Source organism: Comamonas sp. (genome assembly GCF_036643215.1).
Lineage (GTDB): Bacteria > Pseudomonadota > Gammaproteobacteria > Burkholderiales > Burkholderiaceae_C > Comamonas.
Genome location: NZ_JAVXSJ010000006.1, coordinates 1 through 14,451 on the forward strand (window position 1 = coordinate 1; position 14,451 = coordinate 14,451).

At 60.4% G+C, this 14,451-nt stretch carries 14 protein-coding genes and 1 pseudogene; 5 read left to right on the top strand and 10 right to left on the bottom strand.

Annotation, left to right across the window (positions count from 1 at the left end):
• Window positions 1-112 (bottom strand): annotated as a pseudogene (locus RSF91_RS06020) (RNA pyrophosphohydrolase); the annotation flags it as partial.
• A 55-nt stretch (window positions 113-167) separates the two neighbouring features.
• Here RSF91_RS06020 and RSF91_RS06025 point away from each other — a divergent pair.
• Both RSF91_RS06025 and RSF91_RS06030 read left to right on the top strand, forming a co-directional pair.
• Entirely contained in the window at window positions 168-1,910 is a 1,743-nt protein-coding gene (locus RSF91_RS06025) for a proline--tRNA ligase (protein WP_332567563.1), read from the top strand.
• Between the two features lie 12 nt (window positions 1,911-1,922).
• The gene (locus tag RSF91_RS06030) at window positions 1,923-2,576 is read left to right on the top strand and encodes a lytic transglycosylase domain-containing protein (protein ID WP_332567564.1); all 654 of its coding nucleotides are present in this window, start codon (window positions 1,923-1,925) and stop codon (window positions 2,574-2,576) included.
• Between the two features lie 111 nt (window positions 2,577-2,687).
• On the opposite strand, the gene RSF91_RS06035 is transcribed toward RSF91_RS06030, so the two are convergent.
• From RSF91_RS06035 to hemA, 6 genes are all read right to left on the bottom strand, one after another.
• Entirely contained in the window at window positions 2,688-4,067 is a 1,380-nt protein-coding gene (locus RSF91_RS06035; RefSeq protein ID WP_332567565.1) for a hemolysin family protein, read from the bottom strand.
• 108 nt (window positions 4,068-4,175) lie between these two features.
• Window positions 4,176-4,610 (bottom strand): ribonuclease HI family protein, encoded by a 435-nt coding sequence (locus RSF91_RS06040; protein WP_442878807.1) that lies wholly within the window; start codon window positions 4,608-4,610, stop codon window positions 4,176-4,178.
• A gap of 43 nt (window positions 4,611-4,653) precedes the next feature.
• On the bottom strand, window positions 4,654-4,974 hold the full coding sequence (grxD, locus tag RSF91_RS06045; protein WP_198461174.1) for a Grx4 family monothiol glutaredoxin: 321 nt from the start codon (window positions 4,972-4,974) through the stop codon (window positions 4,654-4,656).
• Between the two features lie 132 nt (window positions 4,975-5,106).
• Window positions 5,107-5,967, bottom strand: coding sequence for a peptide chain release factor N(5)-glutamine methyltransferase (gene prmC, locus RSF91_RS06050; RefSeq protein ID WP_332567567.1), 861 nt, complete (start codon window positions 5,965-5,967; stop codon window positions 5,107-5,109).
• A gap of 24 nt (window positions 5,968-5,991) precedes the next feature.
• A complete protein-coding gene (gene prfA / locus RSF91_RS06055) occupies window positions 5,992-7,071 on the bottom strand; it encodes a peptide chain release factor 1 (protein WP_332567568.1) in 1,080 nt (359 codons plus the stop codon).
• 134 nt (window positions 7,072-7,205) lie between these two features.
• Complete coding sequence (gene hemA, locus RSF91_RS06060) at window positions 7,206-8,513, bottom strand: glutamyl-tRNA reductase (protein WP_332567569.1); 1,308 nt, start codon at window positions 8,511-8,513, stop codon at window positions 7,206-7,208.
• A 72-nt stretch (window positions 8,514-8,585) separates the two neighbouring features.
• On the opposite strand from hemA, the gene RSF91_RS06065 reads away from it, so the two are divergent.
• From RSF91_RS06065 to RSF91_RS06075, 3 genes are all read left to right on the top strand, one after another.
• Window positions 8,586-8,861, top strand: a complete 276-nt coding sequence (locus RSF91_RS06065; RefSeq protein ID WP_332567681.1) for a hypothetical protein — start codon at window positions 8,586-8,588, stop codon at window positions 8,859-8,861.
• 339 nt (window positions 8,862-9,200) lie between these two features.
• On the top strand, window positions 9,201-10,829 hold the full coding sequence (locus RSF91_RS06070) for an SEL1-like repeat protein (RefSeq protein ID WP_332567570.1): 1,629 nt from the start codon (window positions 9,201-9,203) through the stop codon (window positions 10,827-10,829).
• A 206-nt stretch (window positions 10,830-11,035) separates the two neighbouring features.
• Window positions 11,036-11,983, top strand: coding sequence for a Bug family tripartite tricarboxylate transporter substrate binding protein (locus RSF91_RS06075; RefSeq protein ID WP_332567682.1), 948 nt, complete (start codon window positions 11,036-11,038; stop codon window positions 11,981-11,983).
• 218 nt (window positions 11,984-12,201) lie between these two features.
• On the opposite strand, the gene ugpQ is transcribed toward RSF91_RS06075, so the two are convergent.
• The 3 genes from ugpQ to RSF91_RS06090 form a co-directional block, all read right to left on the bottom strand.
• On the bottom strand, window positions 12,202-12,975 hold the full coding sequence (gene ugpQ, locus RSF91_RS06080) for a glycerophosphodiester phosphodiesterase (RefSeq protein ID WP_332567571.1): 774 nt from the start codon (window positions 12,973-12,975) through the stop codon (window positions 12,202-12,204).
• Window positions 12,972-13,319, bottom strand: coding sequence for a bleomycin resistance protein (locus RSF91_RS06085; protein ID WP_332567572.1), 348 nt, complete (start codon window positions 13,317-13,319; stop codon window positions 12,972-12,974). The genes ugpQ and RSF91_RS06085 overlap by 4 nt, the downstream gene beginning before the upstream one ends.
• 66 nt (window positions 13,320-13,385) lie before the next feature.
• Window positions 13,386-14,393 (bottom strand): sn-glycerol-3-phosphate import ATP-binding protein UgpC, encoded by a 1,008-nt coding sequence (locus RSF91_RS06090; protein WP_332567573.1) that lies wholly within the window; start codon window positions 14,391-14,393, stop codon window positions 13,386-13,388.
• Window positions 14,394-14,451: the final 58 nt, after the last annotated feature.

A 14,451-nucleotide genomic window follows, 5' to 3' on the forward strand; every position in this document is an offset into this window, starting at 1 on the left:
CCCAGAACACCTGGTTTCTTTGGTTGAGCAGGATGATGCCGACGTTCGGGCGAAAACCGTCCCGGTCAAGCATAATCAAACCCCAAATTTTTGAATTGTGTTCATTATGCATGGCCCCTTGTGATCGACAAGCGGGCCATGCCTATTTCCACTGAATTGCCAGTTCCATGAAAGCCTCCCAATTTCTCATCTCCACCCTCAAAGAAGCTCCGGCCGACGCTGAAGTGGTCAGCCATAAGCTCATGACACGGGCTGGCATGATCAAAAAGCTGGGTGCCGGCATCTACAACTACATGCCCATGGGCTTGCGCGTGATTCGCAAGGTCGAGGCCATCGTGCGCGAAGAAATGAACCGTGCCGGCGGTATCGAAGTGACCATGCCAGTGATTCAGCCTGCTGAGCTGTGGCAGGAGACCGGTCGCTTCGAGAAGATGGGCCCCGAGCTGCTGCGCATTCAAGACCGCCATGGCCGCGACTTCATCGTGCAGCCCACTTCTGAAGAAGTGGTGACCGATATCGCTCGCCAGGAGTTCAAGAGCTACAAGCAGCTGCCCAAGAACCTGTACCAGATTCAGACCAAGTTCCGCGACGAGCGCCGCCCCCGCTTTGGCCTGATGCGTGGCCGCGAATTCATCATGAAGGACGCTTACTCCTTCGACAAGGACCGTGACACCGCCCAGATCAGCTACCAGACCATGCGCGAAGCCTACAAGCGCATCTTTGATCGCTTCGGCCTGCAGTACCGCGCTGTGCGTGCGGATTCTGGCGCCATTGGTGGCGATCTGAGCGAAGAATTCCAGGTGATTGCTTCGACGGGTGAAGACGCCATCGTCTACTGCCCACAAAGCGACTACGCGGCCAATATCGAAAAGGCTGAGTCTCTGGCTCCCACGCAGGCCCGTCCTGCAGCCGCCAAGGCGATGCAAAAGGTCGCTACCCCTGGCAACAGCACTTGCGAAGCCGTGGCGGCTCAGCTGGGTCTGCTATTGAGTCAGACCGTCAAGTCGCTGGTGCTGGCCACCGACGAGCTGGACGACAAGGGCCTGATCGTCAAGACGCAAGTCTGGCTGCTGCTGCTGCGCGGCGATCACGAGATGAACGAGATCAAGGTCGGCAAGGTTGAGGGCCTGACCGGCTTCCGCTTTGCATCTGTGCCCGAGATCGAAGGCCACTTCGGCAGCAAGCCCGGTTATCTGGGTCCCATTGGCTTGAAGAAGCCCGTGAATATCGTGGTGGACCGCGATGTGGCTGTGATGGCCGACTGGGTTTGCGGCGCCAACGAAGAAGACTTCCACATTACCGGCGTGAACTTTGGCCGTGATCTGCCCGAGCCTGCCGTGATTGCCGATCTGCGCAACGTGGTGGCTGGCGACAAGTCCCCAGACGGCGCTGGCGAGCTGGCGATTGAGCGCGGCATTGAAATTGGCCATGTGTTCTACCTGGGTACCAAGTACTCGCAGGCCATGAATGCCACCTTCCTGGGTGACAACGGCAAGCCACAGCACTTCGAAATGGGTTGCTACGGTATTGGCGTGACCCGTCTGCCTGCCGCGGCCATTGAGCAAAACCACGACGAGCGAGGCATCATCTGGCCCGACGCGATTGCGCCGTTCACCGTGGTGATCTGCCCCATCGGCATGGGCCGCAGCGAAGCGGTGAAGGAAGAAGCCTTCAAGCTGTACGACGCCCTGCTGGCTCTGGGTGTGGACGTGATTCTGGACGACCGCGACGAGCGCCCCGGTGCCATGCTGGCCGACTGGGAACTGATTGGCGTGCCCCACCGCGTGGTGCTGGGCGACCGTGGCCTGAAGGAAGGCGTGGTTGAGTACCAGCAGCGCCGTGACACAGAAGCTACAAAGCTGGCGACGAATGAGGTGCTGAACCACCTCAAGAGCCGTCTGGGCTTGTAAGCTGCTGTATCAATGCCAGAAAGCCTTCTCAGCCGCCGCTCCTGCCTGTCTGCCGCAGCCTCGCTTGCCGTTCCATCGGCAGGCTGGCTGCTGCCGCAAACCGCATGGGCGGGTGGGCAACTGGAAGAGCCCCTGGCAGATTCAGTGCGCACGGCCTTGAGTTCGGCGGTGGCTGGCTCGGGCGCACCGCCCGAGCTGGAGTTCACCTCGACTGAGGCGCGCATGAGCTATCTGCGCTGGCTGGTGGCTTGCAGCGACAAGCTGGCCAAGCGCAAGGCGGACCCGCAGGTGCGGCGTGAATTTTTGCAGACCGTCTGGTACGAGTCCAAGCGCGCTGGTCTGGATGTGTCCATGGTCATGGGCCTGATTCAGGTGGAGAGCGGCTACCGCAAGTTCGCTATCTCCAGCGTTGGCGCGCGTGGCTATATGCAGATCATGCCGTTCTGGATGCGACTGATCGGTGATGGCGACATTGGCAAGCTGTTCCACATGCAGACCAATCTGCGTTTTGGCTGCGTGATCTTGCGCCACTACATGGACCGTGAAAAAGGCGATGCCTATATGGCGCTGGGCCGCTACAACGGCAGCCGTGGCCAGCCCCAATACCCGAACGCCGTCTTTGGCGCGCAGCGGCGCTGGCTCGTAGATGAGCCCAAGTCGGTCTGATCAGGTTCAGATGGCACTATGAAAAAGAGAGCGTTTACCGCTCTCTTTTTATTTGTTTCAGCCGTAAACAATATCTCTATCGTTGAAAGACATGCGTTAGCAGCTCCTGATTCAGGAGTGATTGCTCTTCGCTGCCTGTGCAGCGCTGCTTTGCACTTTGGCAGCCGCGGTGGCTGATGGGGCTGCAGACTCTGGCGTATGGACCGGCAGCTGCGTGACCATGACTTGGTCAATGCGGTAGCTGTCCACGTCCAGCACTTCAAACTTGTAGCCACCCCAGGTCACGACATCGGTGCGTCGGGGCACGCGGCGCAGCATGACCATGAGGAAGCCAGCCAGCGTCTCGTACTCGTCGTCATGGGGCATTTCGTCGAGCTGCAGCACACGCATCACATCTTCGATGGGCGCAACGCCGTCGATCAGCCAGGAATGCTCATCGCGGCGGATGATTTGCTCTTCCTCTTCAGAGGGGCTGACCAGATCGCCCATGACCGTGCTCATCACATCGTTGAGGGTGACGACGCCGACGACGCGGCTGTACTCGTTGACGATGACGGCAAAGTCTTCATGGACCTGGCGGAACTGCTCCAGCACCTCGGCCAGACTCAGGCGGTCAGGCACGATGAGGACCTTGTGAATCAGCGTTTCATCCATCAGCGACAGTGGCTGGTTGTTGAGCGCGCGCTGAAACAGGTCTTTGGCATCCACGTAGCCAATCACACGGTCAATATCGCCGTCGCACACTGGGTAGGTGGAAAAAGGCTCTTCGGCAATGCGGGCGCGGATGACGCTGTTGTCATCGTCCTTGTAGAAAAAGGCAACCCGTTCGCGCAGTGTCATGGCCGAGGCCACGGCGCGAGAATCCAGCTCGAACACATTGGCAATCACCTGCTGTTCGCGGGCCTCCAGCACGCCAGCCTTGGTACCCGCTTCGGTCATGGCGAGGATGTCTTCGGGGGTGATGCGCTCATCGCGCGTGGCGGGCAGGCCTAGCAGGCGAAACAGGGTGTCGGTGACGAGGTTGTAAAACCAGATGATGGGCTTGAAGATCAGCACAAACCAGCGCATGGGCGCCAGCACGCGCACGATGTAGCGCTCGGGCTCGTTCATGCTGATGCGGCGCGGCAGCAGGTCAGCCAGCAGGATGAAGGCCGATGTGATTATCAGGAATGAGAGCAGAAAGCCCAGGGTGGACGCCAGCTCAGGGGGAAACCAGAGCGAAAAAAGCTGTGTTGCCGAGGGGCTGAAAGCACCTTCGCCGACGATACCGCCGAGTATGGCGACCGCATTTTGTCCCACTTGCACCACGGTGAAGTACTCGCCCGGCTGCTCTTGCACACGCAAGGCGCGCTCTGCGCGTTCATCTCCATCGTCGGCCAGCTGGCGCAGCCGCAGTCGGCGTGATGCGGCCAGAGAAATCTCTGCCATGGAAAAGAAGGCGCTGAGCAAAATCAGCAGGGCTATCACCAGAAGGCTTTGGAACACACTCATAGGCAGGGCGGCTGCGGATTTTTAAGGGGCCCGCAGCCTGTAATCGAAGACTTCCCATTCGACCACATAAAGCATGGCACAGGGAAAGGGACGGCTCTATGGGCTTGCTCAGGCCTGGGTGTGTGCGGCTCTGGCCAATGCATCGGCCTCGGTATTGCGGTGTCTGGGTATCCACTGCAGCAGCAGTTCATCAAACCCCTGCATCTGCTGGCGGGCCTCCTCAAACAGATGGTTGAGTCTGGCGATGGGGCGGGCGGGCTTGGCCATGGGCGGGCCAAGCTGCTCCAGCAGCACATGGGAGTCGGTGCGAATGGTCAGGCAGCGGGCACCCAGTTCATGGGCCAGCGTCAGGGCTGCCATCAAGGCCAGTAGCTCGGCCTCGTTGTTGCAGCCGCTTTGGTGCAAGGCTTTTGAGAGGTTGTGCTGCGTGCCATCAGGCAGGCGCAGCACAGCGCCCAGACTCATGGGGCCGGGGTTGGGTAAAGAGCTGCCATCAATATGAATGCAGCAATGGTGGGCGGGGGCAGGTTTTGGAGGGGGCATGAAAAAAGCCACCGGGCAACGGTGGCTTGGGGTGTGGTGTGGCTTATTCGGCGGCCAGCATTTGCTTGAGCTCACCCGATTCGTACATCTCCATCATGATGTCCGAGCCGCCCACGAATTCGCCCTTGATGTAGAGCTGAGGGATGGTAGGCCACTGGCTGTATTCCTTGATGCCCTGACGGATTTCCTGATCTTCCAGCACGTTCACGGTGGCGATGGACTTGGCGTCCACACCGCAGGCCTTCAGGATCTGGATGGCACGGCCAGAGAAGCCGCACTGAGGGAAGCTGGCGTTGCCCTTCATGAACAGCAGGATGTCGTTGTTCTTGACCAGGTCGTCGATGCGTTGTTGAGTGTTGCTCATAGTGGGCTCCGGATTCTAGGGGTGGCGGCCACAGCCGCGATGTCTGCAATTATTTCACCGACCGCAATGAATGCGGTGCAGTGAGGAAATCTTGTTGTACTTCAGCACACAGATATTTTGGGGCGGTCGTGACTAAATCAAGCCCGGCCAGCAGCCGCCGGTGCAGCGGGCAATGCCTGCCAGGTCGTTGCGGTGCTGCACCTGCTCGAATCCTGCTGCCTGCATCAGCTGCGCTACATCGTGGGCCTGATCCCAGCCATGCTCGAAAAGCAGCCAGCCGCCTGCCTTCAGCTGTGCGGGGGCTTGGGCGATGATGCTGCAGATATCTTCCAGACCATCGGCACCGCTGGCCAGTGCCGACAGCGGCTCGTGGGTCAGCGCTGCCAGATGCGGATCATCGGCGCGAATATAGGGCGGGTTACTGACGATTAGGTCGGCAGGCGGCTGGCCGGCCAAAGGTTCCAGCCAGCTGCCGTGGGCAAACTGCACGGGCAGGTTCAGATGCTTGGCATTGGCTTGCGCCACAGCCAGTGCGTCGGCGCTGGCATCAACGGCTACAACCTGCGCTGCGGGGCGCTGGCTTTGCAGGGCCAGCGCAATCGCGCCGCTGCCGGTGCCCAGGTCCACCACGCGGTGGGCTGCGCCCTCTGGCAGCAGTTCCAGCGCCCAGTCCACCAGTGTTTCGGTATCGGGGCGGGGGTCCAGTACGCGGGCATCTATGGCCAGTTCAAGCCCGTAAAACTCTTTGTGGCCGGTGAGGTAGGCCACAGGTGCACCTTGCTGGCGCTGGGTGCACAGATCGTTCCAGCGCGCTTGCTGCTCGGCGCTCAGAATATCGGTGTCATGAGTGATAAGCCAAGCACGGGCGTGCGCTGGCTGCTGCATTAAATGTAGCAACAGCATTTGCGCATCCACGCGCGGCAGGCCCAGCTGGGCGGCCAGTGTCAGCGCCTGGGCGACGCTGAGAGGGCTGGAGGGGGTGGACTCTGTCATGCTCTTCAAAGTGGCAGTCAGGGCTTAGTCGCCCTGAAGTTCGGCCAGCAGTTCGGCCTCGCGGGCATGCTGCAGGGCCTGGATCACATCGCCGAGGTCGCCTTCCATGATGGCGAGCAGCTTGTACAGCGTGAGGTTGATGCGGTGGTCGGTCAGGCGGCCTTGGGGAAAGTTGTAGGTGCGAATGCGGTCGCTGCGATCGCCCGAGCCAATCAGGCCCTTGCGCATGGCGGCTTCCTTGGCGGCGCGTTCGCTGCGCTCTTTTTCTTGAATGCGCGCTTGCAGCACTTGCAGGGCCTTGGCCTTGTTGCTGTGCTGGCTGCGGCCGTCCTGACATTCGGCCACGATGCCGGTGGGTAAGTGCACCACGCGCACGGCGGAGTCGGTCTTGTTGATGTGCTGACCACCAGCGCCACTGGCGCGGAAGGTGTCAATACGCAGGTCGGCGGGGTTGAGGGTAATGGCTTCGGCCTCGTCGGGCTCGGGCATCACGGCCACGGTGCAGGCGCTGGTGTGAATGCGGCCCTGTGTCTCGGTCGCGGGCACACGCTGCACGCGGTGGCCGCCTGATTCAAAGCGCAGCGCGCCATAGGCGTTGTCGCCTTCGATGCGCAGCACCACTTCCTTGTAGCCGCCAATCTCGGCTTCGTTGGAACTCATGACCTCGACCTTCCAGCCCACGTTGCTGGCATAGCGGGTGTACATGCGGGCCAGATCACCGGCAAACAGGGCTGATTCATCGCCGCCAGTGCCGGCGCGAATTTCCATGAAGGCCGGGCGGGCGTCATCGGGGTCTTTGGGCAGCAGCAGCCGCTGCAGCTCATCTTCAAGCTTGATGAGCTCGGCCTCGCCGCTGGTGATTTCTTCCTGTGCCATCTCGGCCATGTCTGGGTCGTCCAGCATTTCGCGGGCGGCAGCGATGTCGGCGGAGGCCTGCTGGTAGCGGGTGTAGCGGCTGGCAATGGCGGTCACGTCAGCATGCTCGCGCGAGATGCTGCGGTACTGCTTCATGTCGCCCATGATGTCTTCGCGCGAGAGCAGAAAGTCCAGCTCCTGCAGGCGTTGGGCATAGCGTTCGAGCTGGTTGCGCAAAAAGTCTTGCATGGTGTGTACCGTGGGCTTGAGAAGGACGACGCGCAGGACGCCTTCGTTGAATCAGGGGAAAAGAGAGGTCTGGGCTGGCCGCAGTCGGGCCTATGCGCTGCGGGCAGGCGCAGCGCGAAAGCGGGCGAGCGCCGCTAAAGCTTGTTGGAGTTGTTGCGGCTGGAGCGCAGGAACAGGCGGCTGACGGTGTCTGCCGTCTGGGCGCGCTCGTCGGCGTCGCCCTTGTGCAGCGCGGCCATGGTGCCGTGCAGCATTTTTTGTGTGATACCGCGCGAGAGCGCTTCCAGCACGGTGTCGATATCTTCGCCCTTGGCGATCAGTTTCTTGGCGCGGGCAATTTCAAGCGCGCGCCATTCGTCGGCCTGTGCGTTGACCTGCTGAATCAGCGAGACTGCGCCGCCTACGGGGTTGCGCTGGTCCATCCACTGCATAAAGTTCTGCACGCCGGTGTCGATGATGACTTCTGCCTGCTGCACGGCGGCCTGGCGCTGGGCCTGACCGGTGCGAACCACGGTGGCCAGATCGTCCACGGTGTAGAGGTACACGTCGTTGAGGTGTTTGACCTCGGCTTCAATATCGCGCGGAACGGCTAGATCGACCATGAAGATGGGGCGGCGCTTGCGCTTTTTGAGAGCAGACTCCACAGCGCCCAGGCCGATGATGGGCAGGGTGGATGCGGTGCAACTGATGATGGCGTCGTACTCGTGCAGATGCTCGGGCAGATCGGCCAGGCGCATGGTGTTGGCGCCAAACTGGGATGCCAGCTTCTCGCCGCGCTCCATGGTGCGGTTGGCGATGGTGATCTGCTTGGGATTGCGCGCGGCAAAGTGGGTGGAGACCAGCTCGATCATCTCGCCCGCGCCGACAAACAGCACCCGAATCTTGGTCAGGTCTTCAAACAACTGACCGGCAAGGCGCACCGCGGCGGCAGCCATGGAAATGCTGTGCGCACCGATCTCGGTGGAAGAGCGCACTTCCTTGGCAACGGCAAAGCTGCGCTGGAATAACTGGTTGAGCGTGGTGCCCAGTGCTCCCGCGGTTTCAGCGGCGCGCACGGCGTTCTTCATCTGGCCGAGGATTTGCGCCTCGCCCAGCACCATGGAATCAAGGCCTGAAGCCACGCGGAAGGCGTGTCGTGCGACCAGACCGTCTTGCAGCACGTAGGAGTGCTGGCGCAGCAGCTCAGGCGCTACGCCGCCGCTGTTGGCCAGCCAGTGCATGGTGTGATCCATGGCAGGGGCATCGGCCGCGCAGTAAATCTCGGTGCGGTTGCAGGTGGAAAGAATGGCGGTTTCCACAGCATTGTGGGCTTTGCCTGCACTTGTCAGGGACGCGCGCAAACCTTGCAGTGTCGGCTCGATCTGATCGAGTGCGAACGCAAAACGACCCCGCAAATCGAGCGGAGCTGTGTGGTGATTGATGCCTAAAGCCCAGACTGCCATAACCTGCGATTATAAAATTTAGTACCGGATCGGGCATCCCCCGCATCCAAAGCCTTGGAAACGATTGCTGTCATGGATTTTGTTGCGAGCGTAAATCATTTACTCAACTTCGTCGCCCCCGCTTTTTTCCTGGCGCTGGGTTTGGCGATCTGCGCCCGAATGTTTCAATTAAACAAGGCTGGAGCCCAATCATTTATTGCGCAAGCAGCTATCAATTTTATATTGGGCTCTGGGGTTTTATGGGCCGGTCTCTGGCTGTTTTCACGCGATGGGAAGATGCTCACCTATGCCGCTCTGGTGGGCATAAGTGCCTTCTGTCAGTGGGTTCTTTCAAGGGCCTGGCGCTGAGTTTTGAGCCGAATTGCCGCTTTTGGTGAAGCTGTTTTGCTTGAAAGCTTGATCTGACTCAAGGTGGCTGTTGTATCCGCGCCAGCGTTTGTTTTGAGACATTCCGATGGGAAACAGGCTTGCAAAAGCAACGAGTGAGCGTGCGCTGACATCCAATGACTTACCCAAAGCTCGGTATCGCCGGGCTTTTTTATGGGCGCTTTAAATGTCATAAAACTGTGGCGAGGATGCCGCGATTCAGGAATTCCTTAGCAAAGCTGCTATCAGAATCAGTTACGCTCGCTGGTTAGTGTCATCGTATATCTGATGTAACAACACGCATCTAGGAATCGTACCGGAATGAAGTTCTCTCCCATCGCAGCGCTGGTCATGTCGAGTCTGGCTGTCTTTGCCCAGAGCGCATCAGCGCAAACCGGTGCGGAAGGTCGCATGAATTTTCTGCGCGATTCCCGAGCCGCCACGTCTGGCCCGCAGTTTGAGTTCAGCCGCCTGCAATATGGCCCGCTGCCTATCGCGGGCTCGCGTGTTTCGTCCACAGTCGGCCCGCTGCAAGCGGCCGAGCGCGGTGATGCCAAGGCGCAGAACCAGCTGGGCGAGATGTATGTCCACGGCCAGGGCGTGCCGCAGAACGCCGCCATGGCTGCTCAGTGGTTCCGCAAGGCCGCTGCCCAAAACCATGCTGGTGCGCAAAACAGCCTGGGTGCCCTGTATGCCAACGGCCAGGGCGTGCCACAAAATTACCGCGAGGCCGCACAGTGGTACGGTCGCGCAGCCCAGCAGGGCAATGCGGTCGCGCAGTACAACCTGTCGCACCTCTATCAAGATGGCTTGGGCGTGCCCCAGAGCTTCAGCACTGCGGCGCAGTGGCTGGAAAAGTCTGCCGCTCAAGGGCATGTGACGGCTCAGTTTGAACTGGGTCAGCGCTTCCTCAAGGGCAATGGCGTGGCCGTGAATTACATGACGGCTGCCGAATGGTTCAAGAAAGCGGCCGATCAAGGCCATGCCGAGGCGCAGAACCAGCTGGGTTCCATGCTGTCTGACGGCGTGGGCGTGAAGCTGGACCCGGTGCAGGCCGCTCAGTGGCTGCAACGCGCTGCCGAGCAAGGCGATGCCCGTGCGCAAAACAGCCTGGGCCGCATGTATATGGATGGCGTGGGTGTGCAGCGTGATTACAAGCTGGCTGCCTCTTGGTTCCAGAAGAGTGCTGAGCAGTGGAATGCCGATGGCCAGAACAATCTGGGGCGTCTGTACCTCTATGGTCTGGGTGTGGAGCAAAGCCCGGCCTATGCCGCCCAATGGTTCCAGCGCGCGGCCGACCAGAACCATGCCGACGCTCAGTACAACCTGGGTACCGTGTATGCCGAAGGTCTGGGTACGCCTCAGAACTACGGCACCGCGCTGGTCTGGTACCAGAAGGCCGCCGAGCAAGGTCATGCTGCAGCCATCAACAACGTGGGTACGCTGTACGCCGAAGGCCGTGGCGTACCGCAAAGCTATGCCAACGCCATGCAGTGGTTCCGCCGCGCAGCCGATAAGGGCGATGCATCGGCTCAGTTCAATCTGGCGCGTCTGCATGCAGATGGCCAAGGCGGCACAGCCAGCCCCGCCATGGCTTTGAAGTGGTACACCGCAGCGGCTGAGCAAGGCCACTCTGGCGCGCAAAACCGTCTTGGTGTGATGTACGCGGAAGGTCAGGGCACGGCCCGCGACTACGGCAAGGCTGTGCAGTGGTACCAGCGTGCCGCAGAGCAGGGTGATGCCGCTGCCCAGTACAACCTGGGCATGGTGTATGCGCAGGGTCAGGGCGTGCCGCGTGACTATGGTAAGGCCTACTTCTGGTACAACCTGGCCGCGATGGAGCTGGGTGGCGATGCCGCCAAGCGCCGCGATGAGTCGGCCAACAAGCTGACGATTGCCCAAGTGGCTGAGGCACAGAACAAGGCGCTGACCTGGCAGCCCAAGCGCTGATTGGGTTGATCTGACAGTGGCTGCTTAGTCAGTTTGTCTTGCCTCAAAAACGCTTCTTTAGAGAAGCGTTTTTTTCATGTCTTCTGCTCCGAATGAGGGTGTCTGTCGCGGCCAAATGCCGCTACAGTTCGCGCCGGAGAGTCGTTTTAAAAACCAAAGGAAGACAAATAATGAAGAAATCCGTCCGTACCGTTCTGGCTGGCCTGATGGCTGGTGCAGGTTTGCTGATGTCTGTGGGTGTGCAGGCCAACGATGCCTTCCCCACCAAGCCCATTCGCATCGTGCTGGGCTTCCCCGCAGGTGGCCCGCTGGATCAGCATGCCAGACTGCTGACGGATAAGCTGCAAAGCGTACTTGGCCAGCCATTGGTGGTGGACTACAAGCCCGGTGCAGGTGGTTCTGTGGGTGCGCAGGATGTCATGCGTGCGCCTGCGGATGGCTACACGCTGATGCTGGCCAATACCGGCGTGATGGTGATTAACCCTGCGCTCTACAGCAAGCTGCCCTACAACACGCTCAAAGACTTCACGCCCATCGCCCGTACCGCCATGCAGCCGCTGGCGCTGCTGGTGAATAACAAGGTGCCTGCCAAGACGCTGGGCGAGTTCACAACCTACGCCAAGGCCAACCCCGGCCGCATCAACTTCGGCTCGGCCGGTAACGGCGGTATCAGCCACTTGGTGCCTGAGATGTACAAGAACGCGACCGGAGCGGATCTGGTGCACATCCCCTACAAGGGCAGCGCCCCAGCGTTTACCGACCTGATTGGTGGTCAGGTGCAGTTCATGGCGGAGAGCATTCCTCAGGCTGCCGCTTATCACAAGCAAGGCAAGGTCCGCGCACTGGCGGTGACCAGCAAGGAACGCAACCCTGCGCTGCCTGAAGTGCCGACCGCGATTGAGTCCGGCCTCAAAGGCTTTGAAGTGGTGGGCTTCTACGGCTTCCTGGCACCTGCCGGTCTGTCCAAGGAAGTGACGGCCAAGCTGAGCAATGCCTTCCAGCAAGTGATGAACTTGCCCGAAGTGAAGAGCCGCATGGTGGAGCAGGGAGCTGACCCGGCCTTCATGGGTTCTGAAGCCTTTGCGAAATTCCTGGCCAGCGAAACACCTCGCTGGGCGGCTGCGGTGAAGGCTTCCGGAACGAAGCTGGATTAACCTCCTGTGGCGCTGCGCGCCTTCGGCTGGAGTGGCGGCAGTTTTAGAGGTTGTGACTTAAGGTCATGAAGCCTTGAATACAAAAAAGCCCGGTAACTTTGCAGTGGCCGGGCTTTTTGTTTGCTATCAGTACAGAAGCTGCTTGCGCTTGATTTCAATGGGTTTCAGGTTATTAATGATTTGAAAGCCATTAATTTCAGGCGCTAGCAGCTATTGATTTAGATGTGCGCGCCGGTCTGTGCGGGGCTGAACAAGTCCACGCGGTCGGTGATGATGCCGTCCGTGCCTAGGTCGATCAGGCGCTGTGCGGCCCATTCGTCGTCAACGGTATAGCTGCTGCAGCGCAGGCCTGTGCCATGTGCCTTGGCGACCAGTGCGGGGTTCCACAGCGCGTGGTTGAGCACCAGCACCACGCAGTCCAGGTCTTTGGCAATCTGCAGGTCGGCATCGCCCGTGCCGTCGGCAAACTTGTCTACCAGCAGGCCGCGAGGGATATGCGGAGCCACTTCCCGTGCGCCTTTGAGTGATTCTGTTTTGAACGAGGTGAACAGCGGCTGAACCACATCCTGGGGCCAGATGCGGTTCATCAGCTCACCGCAGGCGCGGCCGGTCTCCAGCTCTTGGCCGGGCGTGGGCTTGATCTCCACATTCAGGTGCAACTGGTTGGCCAGGCACCAGCGGGCCAGGGCTTCCAGCGTGGGCAGGTTTTCACCCGCGAAGGCACGGGAGTGCCAGCTGCCAGCGTCGAGCTGGGCGATTTCACCCATGCTGAGCTGGCTGCCCATGCCGTGGCCGTTGGTGGTGCGCTCCAGCGTGGCGTCATGCATCAAGAACAGCACGCCATCTTTGCTGAGCTTGGCATCGCATTCAAAGAAGCGATAGCCGTGCTGCGCGCCCAGGCGGAAGGCGCTCATGGTGTTTTCCGGTGCCAGCTTGCCGGCTCCACGATGGGCGACCCATCGGGGATAGGGCCAATTTGCCAGGGAGGTCATTCGACAGGTTCTCCAAATTTCAGCAGGTTGCCGTGTGGGTCAATCACATACAGCTCGCGCATGCCCCACTCACGTGCTTGGGGTGGGGGCAGGGGCAAGCCGTTCTGGGTGAATTCGGTATGCAGTGCGCGGGTGTCTGCGCGTACATAGCAGGAGCTGTTGCGGGGCAGCTCCGGGTTGTTGCAGGGCCAGAAGTGCAGCTCGCACCCCTCGCGCGCCACGATCAGGTACTCGTCCATGCGCAGCAGCACGGCAAAGCCCAGTCGCTGGACGTAAAACGCTTCGCTCTCTGCAAGATTCAGAGAGGGAAGGACTGGAACCGTGGAGTGGATCAATGAAGGCATGCGCCTCAATGTACTGTGCTGCAAGTAAAAGGGCCGATCGCCTGAGACGTCGGCCCTTGGAGGGGGTTATGCGCGTTTGCCGGTTTCTGCGTTGAACCAGTGCAGGCGGTCATCGCGCGCTGCGATCTGGGTGGTTTCGCCGGGCTTGGGGAAGGGCTTGCCTTCTTCAATGCGCACGGTGACATCTTCGTCGCCGACCTTGCCGTACAGCAGGCGTTCAGCGCCCAGTAGTTCAACGGTTTGCACCTTGAATTCCACGCCACCCGTTTCCACCAGGTCGATGTGTTCGGGGCGAATGCCCAGAATCATGCCGGGCTTGCCGTTGGGCGAGTTCTTCAGCAGGTTCATGGGGGGCGAGCCGATGAAGCCAGCCACAAACACCGAGGCGGGGGTGTGGTAGACCTCTTCGGGGGTGCCGAACTGCTCCACATAGCCGCCGTTCATGACGATCATGCGCTGGGCCAGCGTCATGGCTTCGACTTGGTCGTGGGTCACGAACAGGCTGGTAATGCCCAGCTCGGCGTGCAGCTTCTGGATTTCAAGGCGGGTCTGGCCGCGCAGCTTGGCATCCAGATTGGACAGGGGCTCGTCAAACAGGAAGACCTTGGGCTGGCGCACGATGGCGCGGCCCATGGCCACGCGCTGGCGCTGGCCGCCGGAAAGCTGGCGGGGCTTGCGGTCAAGCAGATTGGTCAGTTCCAGAATCTTGGCGGCTTTGTCCACGCGACGCTTGATTTCGTCCTCAGGCACCTTGGCGATCTTCAGGCCATAGGCCATGTTCTCGTAGTTGCTCATGTGAGGGTAGAGCGCGTAGTTCTGGAACACCATGGCGATGTCGCGCTTGGCGGGTTCCAGGTTGTTGACGACCTTGTCGCCAATCATCAGGTCACCGCCGGTGATTTCTTCCAGGCCGGCAATCATGCGCAGCAGGGTGGACTTGCCGCAGCCCGAGGGGCCGACCAGCACGACGAATTCGCCGTCCTTGATTTCGGCGCTTACGCCGTGAATGACGGGTACGGCGGCCTTGCCGGTGCCGTAGCGCTTGACGATGTTCTTCAGAGAGATGGATGCCATGAGAGGTATTCCAGGTATTCGTTCAATGGGTCAAAAGAAGGTGGTTGGGGCAGTGGTG

Excerpts from the sequence above, each read along its gene's own strand:
- prmC (WP_332567567.1), bottom strand. The coding sequence starts at position 5,967 with ATGACAGAGTCCACCCCCTCCAGCCCTCTCAGCGTCGCCCAGGCGCTG.
- RSF91_RS06070 (WP_332567570.1), top strand. The coding sequence starts at position 9,201 with ATGAAGTTCTCTCCCATCGCAGCGCTGGTCATGTCGAGTCTGGCTGTC.
- RSF91_RS06025 (WP_332567563.1), top strand. The coding sequence starts at position 168 with ATGAAAGCCTCCCAATTTCTCATCTCCACCCTCAAAGAAGCTCCGGCC.
- RSF91_RS06075 (WP_332567682.1), top strand. The coding sequence starts at position 11,036 with ATGGCTGGTGCAGGTTTGCTGATGTCTGTGGGTGTGCAGGCCAACGAT.
- prfA (WP_332567568.1), bottom strand. The coding sequence starts at position 7,071 with ATGCAAGACTTTTTGCGCAACCAGCTCGAACGCTATGCCCAACGCCTG.
- RSF91_RS06040 (WP_442878807.1), bottom strand. The coding sequence starts at position 4,610 with ATGCCCCCTCCAAAACCTGCCCCCGCCCACCATTGCTGCATTCATATT.
- grxD (WP_198461174.1), bottom strand. The coding sequence starts at position 4,974 with ATGAGCAACACTCAACAACGCATCGACGACCTGGTCAAGAACAACGAC.
- RSF91_RS06090 (WP_332567573.1), bottom strand. The coding sequence starts at position 14,393 with ATGGCATCCATCTCTCTGAAGAACATCGTCAAGCGCTACGGCACCGGC.
- RSF91_RS06085 (WP_332567572.1), bottom strand. The coding sequence starts at position 13,319 with ATGCCTTCATTGATCCACTCCACGGTTCCAGTCCTTCCCTCTCTGAAT.
- RSF91_RS06065 (WP_332567681.1), top strand. The coding sequence starts at position 8,586 with ATGGATTTTGTTGCGAGCGTAAATCATTTACTCAACTTCGTCGCCCCC.
- hemA (WP_332567569.1), bottom strand. The coding sequence starts at position 8,513 with ATGGCAGTCTGGGCTTTAGGCATCAATCACCACACAGCTCCGCTCGAT.
- RSF91_RS06035 (WP_332567565.1), bottom strand. The coding sequence starts at position 4,067 with ATGAGTGTGTTCCAAAGCCTTCTGGTGATAGCCCTGCTGATTTTGCTC.
- ugpQ (WP_332567571.1), bottom strand. The coding sequence starts at position 12,975 with ATGACCTCCCTGGCAAATTGGCCCTATCCCCGATGGGTCGCCCATCGT.
- RSF91_RS06030 (WP_332567564.1), top strand. The coding sequence starts at position 1,923 with ATGCCAGAAAGCCTTCTCAGCCGCCGCTCCTGCCTGTCTGCCGCAGCC.